The organism is Winogradskyella sp. (assembly GCF_016744625.1).
Lineage (GTDB): Bacteria > Bacteroidota > Bacteroidia > Flavobacteriales > Flavobacteriaceae > Winogradskyella.
On sequence record NZ_JADGDZ010000106.1, the window covers coordinates 1 to 10,143 of the forward strand.

Genomic DNA, 10,143 nt, shown 5'->3' on the forward strand with positions numbered 1-10,143 from the left:
GACATAAGCACTATTTCTTACACTAAGTTGTGCAAAAGACAGACTAAAACATAGCATTAGACATGCGATGAGGGAATATTTCATGCTTTAAAAATTTTATACTATAGTTTAGTAGGGTAACCTAAAGTGAATTAGATAGTTACAAACTTAGTGATTTTAGAACGTTTAGAAGGTTCAATCATCGTCAATTTTGGTATTTCCGCTAAAAAAGAATACAATTTCACTAAAATTTAAACTTATATCTAAAATCTAGCTGATAATCTCAAATTAAAAACACGAGGAGTTAAGTAATTAGGAATCGCAAATTGTCGTTTGGTGTAAACGTCTCTTACCCAAGTATTGGTAATAGAGTTTTGGTTGTTAAACATGTTATAGATTTCAAATCCAATAGAAAGTTCTCTAAAGGCTTTTTTCCACTTAGAATTATATGTTTTTTCTGGGTTGACAACTTGAAAAGAAATACCTAAATCTGCACGTCTATAATCACGTAAACGTATTTGAAAATCGTAAGGATCTGCATAGCTTGGCGAACCACCAGGAACACCAGTGTTATAGACTAAATTTAAATACATTTTTAAGTCTGGCATATTTGGTACATAATCTTGAAACAATGCACCAAATTTTAAACGCTGATCTGTTGGTCTAGCAATATAACCTCTATTGTCAATATTTTCTTCCGTCTTTAAATACCCAAAACTAAACCAAGATTCGGTACCAGGAACAAACTCACCATTCAGTCGCATGTCTAAACCATAGGCATAAGCTTTGGCATTATTTTTTGCTCTGTAGCGAATTCTTACATTTTCTAATGTATAAGGATTAACATCAGATAAGCCTTTGTAATAAGCTTCTGTAACCAGTTTAAATGGTCTATCCCAAATTTTGAAACTATATTCATTTCCTAAAACAATATGAAACGATTTTTGTGCTTTTACGTTGGGTTGAACGACTCCAGAAGAATCTCTTAATTCCCTATAGAAAGGTGGTTGGTAGTATAATCCTCCTGCAACTCTAAAGAGCATGTCTTTATCCCAATCTGGTTTTATTGCAAATTGTGCTCTAGGACTAACTACAGTTTGAGACGAGCCTTTTATGCCTTCTCCATTTACTGTCCAGCTATGTGCTCTAACACCAACATTGTAAAATACTTCATTTTCTCCCCAATTTGTTCTCTTACTATACTGACCAAAAGCTTGTAAGCGATCTATTTGTACTTTGTTAAGAGCTCTTATGTTTTCAAAAGCGGTTAAAGGGCCAGAAAAAGGTGCTATAGGTTGTAAGTTTGGAGAGCTAAAGTTTGGTGGACGAATAGAAAAACCAGCAGAATCTATAACTTCCCATTCTACCAATCGATCTCTAATATCTTCGTGTGTGTATTTTACAGACCATTCTACAGTACTTTCATCATCAATTTTATAATCTCCTCTATGTTCTGCATTAACGATAAATGCATCTAAGTCGTTACGTGCATGTGTTAATTGTGATCCAATACCTTCACTAAATTCTACCTCTCCTAAATTTTCATCGCCAATGTTGGTATTCACTTCTCCTAATCTGTATTGTGCTAAAATGTCGAAGTATTCTTGTTCTGTGGTGTGGTATGCTGAGGCAATTAACTTTAAAGTTAAATCGTCACTGACAAAATAATTGGCTTTAAATGCTCCAAAATAGGTTTGGTATTGATCTTTTTCTTGACCATCGTAAAATACTAAAAGTGCTACAGGTTCTTCTAAAGTACCAAAATTAGTTTGCCTATTTTCTGGTTGAAAATTGTATTTGTTCAATGAAATATTTCCAAGAAAATTCAAATGAAATTTACTTGAAAAACGGTAGGTTAAATACGTTTGAGCATCTGCAAAAACAGGTTCTACATTACCTTCGGTTTCGAGATTGTTTAAAATTAAACTATTGTCTCTGTAGCGCACACCTGCAATTCCTGAAAATTTACCGTCTTTAGAAACTGCTTCAGCCGCAACACTTCCTCCTAATAAACTTAAATCTGTTCTAATTCCAAATGAAACAGGGTTTCTATACGTAATATCTAAAACTGAAGATAATTTATCTCCATATTTTGCTTGAAAACCACCTGCTGAGAAATCAACGTTTTGTACTAAATCCGTGTTTACAAAGCTTAAGCCTTCCTGATTTCCAGAACGAATTAAGAAAGGTCTATAGACTTCAATTTCGTTAACATAGACTAAATTTTCATCAAAATTCCCACCTCTAACTGAGTATTGGGTACTTAATTCATTCGAAATATTGACACCTGGTAATGTTTTTAGAATATTCTCAACACCTGGTTGAGCACCTTTAATGGTTCTTAATGTTTTTGGTGTTATAGAAACAACACCATCAATACTTTGCCTAGTGTTGGTAGAAATGACAACAGTAGCAATTTGCTCTATCTCAATATTCAGTACAGGATTATACTCTAATTCCTGACCATTTTTTAGGTTAAATTTTGCTTCAATGCGTTTATGATTAATGTGCGTAAATACTATGGTTACTTCAACTCCAAAAGGAATTTTTAATTCATAGAATCCGTTTTCATTACTAGCAGTACCTTCTCCAGTACTAGCTTTTATGTTAACGTCGTTGATTGGGTTATTATTTTCATCTAAAATAACACCTCTAATAATTGCAGATTGCGAAAAGGATAGTAAGCTAAAAAGTAAGCTTAGTAACACAATAAAATGTAAGCGTTTCAAATGTTTTTCAATTTTTTAGTTAGGTGTTTTCAGACCGATAAGTTCTATTTTCTAAAAAAGGTTGCTTCAAATGTAGAACTATTTCCAACATTATCCGTAACAATTATTTTTAATTCGTTCTTTGTGTCTTTAACGATATTATCATTAAAATCGTGTATTAAGGTTTTAGTTTTATAATCGTACTCCATTAAAATCCATTGTCCATTAACCGTTGCTCTGTATTTGCTAATACCAGATAATTCGTCTTCTATCTTTACTTTTAGATAACGATATTTGCTTAACCATTTTTTATCCTGAAAATTAACTGACTTAATCGTTGGAGCAACCGTATCCATAGCTAATGTATAAGTGCCAAATATTTTACTACCAGCACTTAGAATGTTGCCTTTGCGCTTAGTGTATACATAACTTGGTCTTCTGTAATAGCCATATAATCGAGCAATAAAGATTTTGTCTTGATGTTCTACTTTATAATTGCTTAAGTCATAATTGATATAAAAATTCTTTTGAAGTGGAATGTTGTCTTCATGAAGATATATGGTATCGCAATTCACTTTAAAATCTATGAAAGTATCATCATACAAAGTGTTTTCGTAAAAGTTAACTTTGATATTGTCAGCTTCTAATGTTGTTGCTTTATTACTGTGAACTAAAGATTTTTGTGATAAATCGTCAATTTCTTCCTTAACTTTAGTTGCATACTTTCCCTTAACAGGAATTGTAATCCAAGTTTCATTTTGCTTATAATCTCTAATTCTAATCTTATAAACGGAAGAAGTACTGTCTTCAACCATAATATAACCATTATCATAAGCATCTTTATAAAGACTTAAAGGATTGTTTTTTTGAATAAATAGCTTTTGAATTCGAGACCGCTTACTTTTAAAGTATTCATAATCTATTAACCGTTTTATGTGTTTAGACTCATCAAAACTAAAACGCTTAAAATCTATCTCTAAGCTTTTGTTGCCATTAAAAAAGGTTTGAATATTACTAACTCCATTATTATTTGGTGCTAAATCTTGTTTATCATAAGAGGTAACTCCAAATCCAATGTTTCCATATGCTGAAATTTTTTCAACTTCATAGTCACCAGTTTTCCGTGGAATTAATCGTAGAGGTACTCTTTCATTCTTACCATTAATTATTGCGTTTTTGTCTTTTGGGTATGCATAAATTGCAGAAACAAAAGGTGCTTTAGAATCTTTTACATCTAACCCAAAAAGCATAGGATTCATTGGTCTTTCTTGATTGTCTCTTATTTCAAAATGTAAATGAGGTCCACCAGAACCACCTGTATTGCCTGAGAAGGCGATAATTTCGTTAGGTTCTATAATTAGTTCTTCATTACTTGGAAAAACTTCAACTTCAAAACTCTCTTTATCGTATTGACACTCTTTGATATACTTTTCTAAACGCTTAGAGAATTTTTGAAGATGCCCATAAACAGTAGTGTAGCCATTTGGATGTGTAATGTAAATCGCTTTACCGTAACCATAATGAGAAATTTTAATTCTGCTTACATAGCCTTCTGCAGCACTATAGACCTTTAAGCCTTGCTTTCGCTGTGTTTTAATATCGAGTCCAGAATGAAAATGAGAAGAGCGCAGTTCTCCAAACGTACCAGAAAGCACTAATGTAATATCTAAAGGGTTTCTAAAGTAATCTTGCGGATACTCAGACTGAGCATAAACCGAACTTGTGATTAAAAATAAGAGCAAAAATTTCTTCATACTTTGTGCTAATACAGCTAATGTATTAATTTGATTAAGATTTTCAAACGTTAAAACTGTATTATTTTTTATACAGACAATCTTAGTGTATAATTTGTGGTATAGAATCTCTGAAGACATAGAAAAATCATTTCAAACTATGTTTAAGGATTATTTTAGTGATGTCGATTTCTTAACGCTCTAATTGATTTGATGTTATAGTAATTAAAAATAATCGTAAAAGAATTGTATTTTTTCATTAGGTATGTTAACTTTGTTTCAATAGTATTGAATTGCTTTAATGAGTAAAATAGAAGACATTGTTGATGCTTTAGAGAATAAAATCAGTAAGGTTTTACATAAGCAAGAGGTTTTAAAACAAACCAATGCAAAACTCTCTGAACAATTAGAACAGCAACAGCAAAAGCTTTTAGAGCAGCAAGAAGAATTAGGGTCTTGGGCAGAAAAGTATGACACGCTTAAAATTGCAAATTCAATGCTTGGTAGTGACGAAAATAAACGAGAAACAAAGCTCAAAATAAATGCACTTATTAGAGATATTGATCATTGTATTGGTCAGCTCTCAGAATAAAGTTGTAAATTAGACTAGATGTCAGATCAATTAAAAATTAAACTTTCAATCGCTAATAGAGTATATCCATTAACGATTAATCCGAGTCAGGAAGAAGGTTTGCGAAAGGCCACAAAAAAGATTGAGGCTATGATTGGACAATTTGAGCAGAATTATTCTGTAAGAGATAAGCAAGATGTATTAGCAATGTGTGCTTTGCAATTTGCAGCTCAAGTAGAACAAAAGTCAATAGATAAAGAGTATGTAAATGAAGAAGTTCAGGAAAAGCTAGAGGCTTTAAATGATCTTTTGCAATCGCATATATAGCTCGTACGTTCTTTAAAATAAAAGGTTACTGCCTACATTAGTTACATTTTTTGATAAACTCAACGTTAATTCTTTAAAAAGGGTGAGTTGAAGTTGTAAAATCGTGCTGTTAATACATTAGTATTTAGACAGATTTTTGATCAGCTTGTTAGCCCTAAACTTGTTTTTAAGGAGTTTATACAAAACCGATAATTGATGTAGGCTTTTTTATATACTAAAACTAAATAATAAACATGGACACTAACACAATTTTATATATTGTTGGAGGAGTAGTATTAGGAATAATACTAGGATATATTATAGCAAAATCTTTAGGAAAAGGAAATGCTTCAAAATTAATTTCAAATGCAGAAAACGAGTCTAAATCCATTTTAAAACAAGCAAAATCTGATGCTGAATCTTTGAAAAAAGATAAAATACTTCAGGCTAAAGAAAAATTTATTGAGCTTAAATCTGAGCACGAAAAAGTAATTCTTTCTCGTGATAAGAAAATGGCTGAAGCCGAAAAACGTATTAGAGATAAAGAATCTCAAATTTCTAATGAGCTTTCAAAATCTAAGAAGTCTAATCAATCTTTAGATAGTAAAATAAAGGATTACGATTTTAGATTGGAGTTTTTAGAAAAGAAAAAAGAAGAAGTAGAAAAAGCTCATAAAAGCCAAATAAAGCAGTTAGAAGTTATTTCTTCATTATCTGCAGACGATGCCAAAGAACAATTAGTTGAATCTTTAAAAGAAGAAGCTAAGACAGATGCTATGGCATTTATTCAAGATAAAGTTGAAGAGGCTAAATTAACTGCTCAGCAAGAAGCTAAGAAAATTATCATTAACACCATACAACGTATAGGAACAGAAGAAGCAGTTGATAATTGTGTGTCTGTATTTAATATTGAATCTGATGATGTTAAAGGTAGAATCATTGGAAGAGAAGGTCGAAACATTAGAGCGATTGAAGCAGCTACTGGAGTTGAAATTATTGTAGATGATACGCCTGAAGCAATTATTTTATCTTGTTTCGATTCTGTGAGACGTGAAATTGCACGCTTATCTTTACATAAATTGGTTACTGATGGTAGAATACATCCTGCAAGAATTGAAGAAATTGTAAAAAAGACTGAAAAGCAAATTGAGCAAGAAATTATAGAAGTAGGTAAACGTACAGTTATTGATTTAGGTATTCATGGATTAAATCCTGAATTGATTAAAATGGTAGGTCGTATGAAATACCGTTCGTCTTACGGACAAAACTTATTACAACACTCTAGAGAAGTAGCTAAGCTTTGTGGTGTAATGGCGGCAGAATTAGGGTTAAACCCTAAGTTAGCGAAACGTGCAGGTTTACTTCACGATATTGGAAAAGTACCTTCATCTGAAGCAGATATAGAAACACCTCATGCTATTTTGGGTATGCAATGGGCAGAGAAACATGGTGAAAAACCAGAAGTTTGTAATGCAATTGGTGCTCACCACGATGAAATAGAAATGACAACGTTGTTATCACCAATAATTCAGGTATGTGATGCGATTTCTGGTGCAAGACCAGGAGCAAGACGCCAAGTATTAGATTCTTATATACAGCGCCTTAAAGATTTAGAAGATGTAGCCTTTGGATTTACAGGTGTAAAGAAAGCCTATGCTATACAAGCTGGTAGAGAGCTTAGAGTAATCGTAGAAAGCGAAAAAGTGTCTGATGATAAAGCTGCGAGTTTATCGTTTGAGATTTCTCAGAAAATTCAAACAGATATGACGTATCCAGGACAAGTAAAAGTTACAGTAATTAGAGAAACTAGAGCAGTGAATATTGCCAAATAGAATCTTTATCTACATAATAATACAAAAAAGCACTTTTTTTAAAGTGCTTTTTTCTTTTTAAATGTTAAGATAAATGTTGTGCCTTCATTAAGTTTACTGTCTAATTCAATAGTTGCATTAAGAGCTTCAACCTGTGTTTTAGTAATATAAAGTCCAATGCCTCTAGAGTCTTTTCTATCTGTACCATGAAAGGTTTGATACATTTCAAACAATTGATTTTTAAATTTAGCAGTATCTATACCAATACCATTATCGGCAATAAGAATTTTTATGGTATCCTTAGTGTGCACGGATTGAATAATGATTTGAGACTTTTTACTAGAATCTGAATATTTAATACCGTTAGAAATTAAATTATAAATAACACTTTCAAGATAAGACCTGTTAGTTACTAAAGTGTCATCCATTCTTAAAGCATTATAAATGGTAATATTTTTATTAGTACTATCAATATCTAAGCTCTTAACGACTTTGTTGGCACATTCAAAAAGATTAACACGTTCATTGAGTTGATTGATATCCGATTTAGACTTAATACTAATAATATCGTCTAAATCTATAATAGTTGTTGTTAAAGATTTTGATATAGTTTTTAAATGCCTAATAAGTTCTTCTTTTTCTGTTTCATTAACAGCTTCATTATAAAACTCTAGAATGTTCTTAAGGTTACCAATATGTGTTTTTAAATTATGAGAAACAATATGAGTAAAATTATGCAACCTTTTATTCTGGCTAGTAATAAGTTGAAGGTTCTTTTTGAGTTGACTTTCGTATTTCCTTCTGTTTGTTATATCTGTATGTGTACCAATGATTCGTGTTGGTTTCCCGTTACTATTTCTTTCAATAATTTTTCCTTTGTCTAAAACCCATTTATAATTTCCGTCTTTGCATAAAATGCGATATTCATTTTCGTACAAATCTATTGTACCATCTAAATGCAAATTAAACTTTTTATAATAGGTCTCCAGATCTTCTGGATGCACTTTGTTATCCCAAACCTTAGAGGTGTTTTTTAACTCCTTCTCTGAGTAACCAATAATTTGTTTAGATTCTGTGGAGTAGAAAACTTTATCAGTTGTAATATTCCAATCCCATAATCCAACATTAGAGATTTGCAAAGCAATCTCATGTTTTTGATCAATAGAAGATTGATTTTGAACTCTGTTTTTTTTATAAAGTTTTGTTTTGTAGTTTGTTAGGTTGAATCCTGAAAATTTCATAGTGTCAGACTTTTATTTAAGACACCAAATAAAAGGGTGAAGTCACTTTATTCTTACAAATATTTGTAATTATTTTCTCGGATGAAATTTGTTCAAAACATCACTAAGATGAGAGCGGTCTACATGCATATAAATTTCAGTTGTTGTAATGCTTTCGTGACCAAGCATCATCTGTATAGCTCTTAAATCAGCACCATTTTCTAATAGGTGTGTCGCAAAGGAATGTCTAAAGGTATGAGGAGATACATTTTTCTTTAATCCAGATTTTTCTACTAATTTTTTAATGATTGTAAAAATCATAGCACGTGTTAATTTCTTTCCTTTATAATTTAAAAAGAGAATGTCTTTAGAATCTGGTTGCACATCGATATGATTTCTAATGTCTTTCCAGATACTGATATATCTTTGTGTTGTTGGTCCAATCGGTACAAAACGTTGTTTGTCACCTTTTCCAGTGACTTTAATAAAACCTTCTTCAAAGAACAAATCAGATAAATTTAAGTCTATAAGTTCACTTACACGTAAGCCACAACTATATAAGGTTTCAATTATTGCTCTGTTACGTTCTCCTAGATTAACATTATTATACTGATAACTTAGATCTATAGTTTTAATTAAGTTGTCAATATCACTAACAGATAAGGTGTCTGGTAGCTTTCTGCCAATTCTTGGTGATTCAATTAAATCTAAGGGATTACTCTCTCTGTAATTTTCAAAAATTAAGTAATCAAAAAAATTACGAAGTCCAGATATTAATCGTGATTGTGATCGTGGGTTTAAAGATTTTGAAATGGAATATATAAATTGTTTTATTTGCTCGTTGTTTATAGAAATAGGAGTAACAGTTATAGAATGTTCCTCTAAATAATTAATCAATTTTTTTATGTCATAGCTATAATTAGATATAGAATTTTCGGACAAACCACGTTCAATCTGAAGATAATGCTTATAATCTGTTAATGCTTGCTGCCATTTCATGCCTAAAAATAGGTATTTATACCATTAAATCAGCTAAAAAGACTACGCATTTCATCGTATTTTCATAAAAAAATGTTAATAACATAACGCATAACTAATTAGTAATCAATATTTTAGATTTTAATGTTTACAAAATTGTTAATAACTGTATTAAGAAACTTTATTATTTGAAAAAAAAGGCTTTAGTTTGTACTAATCAATTTTAAAACTTAAATATTATGAAAAAATTATTTTTATGTGCTGCAGTTGCAGTTTTCGCTTTTACTAGTGTAAGTGCTCAAAACTTTGGTGCTAAAGCAGGTGTTGATTTAGCTTCAGCAAAAGTAGAGGTTGGTGGTGCGAGTGCAACAGCTTCAGAAACTGGATTTTACGTGGGTGTTTTTGCTCAAATTGAAATTTCTGAGGAATTTGCTTTTCAACCAGAAGTGATGTATGTTTCTATTAAGGATGGTGGAGAAATTCACATTCCATTAATGGCAAACTATTCAGTTTCTGAAGAGTTTAGCGTTTTAGCTGGACCAGCTTTAGGAATTTTAACTGAAACTGCTGATGGTTTTAGTTCTTTTAACTATGGTATCGAAGCTGGTGCAGCTTATGATATTACTGAAGAATTTTTAGTTGAAGCTAGATATAGTCTTGGTTTAGCTAATTTAGTTGAGGATGCGCCAAGTGGTGTTTCTTCTAAGTTAAATGGATTTTATATTGGAGTTGGTTACAAATTCTAGTATTTATATACAGTAATTAAAAAAGAGAGGCAATTTTGCCTCTCTTTTTTTGTTCTAATTTTTATCGATAAGACACGTTAAAAATTAACGC

8 protein-coding genes and 1 other RNA gene are annotated in these 10,143 nt (G+C 31.3%); 5 read left to right on the forward strand and 4 right to left on the reverse strand.

The annotated features are described in order from the left end of the window. Positions 1 to 242: 242 nt before the first annotated feature. Both QZZ53_RS15350 and QZZ53_RS15355 read right to left on the reverse strand, forming a co-directional pair. A complete protein-coding gene (locus tag QZZ53_RS15350) occupies positions 243 to 2,708 on the reverse strand; it encodes a carboxypeptidase-like regulatory domain-containing protein (protein WP_296386308.1) in 2,466 nt (821 codons plus the stop codon). Positions 2,709 to 2,752: 44 nt separating this feature from the next. Then, positions 2,753 to 4,561: a M23 family metallopeptidase gene (locus QZZ53_RS15355; RefSeq protein WP_296386310.1), complete on the reverse strand. Its 1,809-nt coding sequence runs from the start codon at positions 4,559 to 4,561 to the stop codon at positions 2,753 to 2,755. 160 nt (positions 4,562 to 4,721) lie between these two features. Here QZZ53_RS15355 and QZZ53_RS15360 point away from each other — a divergent pair, with 160 nt between their 5' ends. The 4 genes from QZZ53_RS15360 (at position 4,722) to rny (ending at position 7,129) form a co-directional block, all read left to right on the forward strand. After that, complete coding sequence (locus QZZ53_RS15360) at positions 4,722 to 5,012, forward strand: hypothetical protein (RefSeq protein WP_296386312.1); 291 nt, start codon at positions 4,722 to 4,724, stop codon at positions 5,010 to 5,012. An 18-nt stretch (positions 5,013 to 5,030) separates the two neighbouring features. Further along, positions 5,031 to 5,318: a cell division protein ZapA gene (locus tag QZZ53_RS15365; RefSeq protein ID WP_296386313.1), complete on the forward strand. Its 288-nt coding sequence runs from the start codon at positions 5,031 to 5,033 to the stop codon at positions 5,316 to 5,318. Between the two features lie 57 nt (positions 5,319 to 5,375). Then, positions 5,376 to 5,495, forward strand: a non-coding RNA gene (gene ssrS / locus QZZ53_RS15370) — 6S RNA. 56 nt (positions 5,496 to 5,551) lie between these two features. Next, positions 5,552 to 7,129: a ribonuclease Y gene (gene rny, locus QZZ53_RS15375; RefSeq protein ID WP_296386316.1), complete on the forward strand. Its 1,578-nt coding sequence runs from the start codon at positions 5,552 to 5,554 to the stop codon at positions 7,127 to 7,129. Between the two features lie 38 nt (positions 7,130 to 7,167). On the opposite strand, the gene QZZ53_RS15380 is transcribed toward rny, so the two are convergent. After that, the gene (locus QZZ53_RS15380; RefSeq protein WP_296386318.1) at positions 7,168 to 8,349 is read right to left on the reverse strand and encodes a PAS domain-containing sensor histidine kinase; all 1,182 of its coding nucleotides are present in this window, start codon (positions 8,347 to 8,349) and stop codon (positions 7,168 to 7,170) included. Between the two features lie 69 nt (positions 8,350 to 8,418). Further along, positions 8,419 to 9,327 (reverse strand): site-specific tyrosine recombinase/integron integrase, encoded by a 909-nt coding sequence (gene xerA / locus QZZ53_RS15385; protein WP_296386320.1) that lies wholly within the window; start codon positions 9,325 to 9,327, stop codon positions 8,419 to 8,421. Positions 9,328 to 9,545: 218 nt separating this feature from the next. On the opposite strand from xerA, the gene QZZ53_RS15390 reads away from it, so the two are divergent. Continuing rightward, positions 9,546 to 10,052: a porin family protein gene (locus tag QZZ53_RS15390; protein WP_296386321.1), complete on the forward strand. Its 507-nt coding sequence runs from the start codon at positions 9,546 to 9,548 to the stop codon at positions 10,050 to 10,052. Positions 10,053 to 10,143: the final 91 nt, after the last annotated feature.

Bases quoted from the DNA above. Each gene is read 5' to 3' on its own strand.
- QZZ53_RS15355 (WP_296386310.1), bottom strand. From the start codon at position 4,561: ATGTCTTCAGAGATTCTATACCACAAATTATACACTAAGATTGTCTGT.
- QZZ53_RS15360 (WP_296386312.1), top strand. From the start codon at position 4,722: ATGAGTAAAATAGAAGACATTGTTGATGCTTTAGAGAATAAAATCAGT.
- QZZ53_RS15365 (WP_296386313.1), top strand. From the start codon at position 5,031: ATGTCAGATCAATTAAAAATTAAACTTTCAATCGCTAATAGAGTATAT.
- rny (WP_296386316.1), top strand. From the start codon at position 5,552: ATGGACACTAACACAATTTTATATATTGTTGGAGGAGTAGTATTAGGA.
- QZZ53_RS15380 (WP_296386318.1), bottom strand. From the start codon at position 8,349: ATGAAATTTTCAGGATTCAACCTAACAAACTACAAAACAAAACTTTAT.
- xerA (WP_296386320.1), bottom strand. From the start codon at position 9,327: ATGAAATGGCAGCAAGCATTAACAGATTATAAGCATTATCTTCAGATT.
- QZZ53_RS15390 (WP_296386321.1), top strand. From the start codon at position 9,546: ATGAAAAAATTATTTTTATGTGCTGCAGTTGCAGTTTTCGCTTTTACT.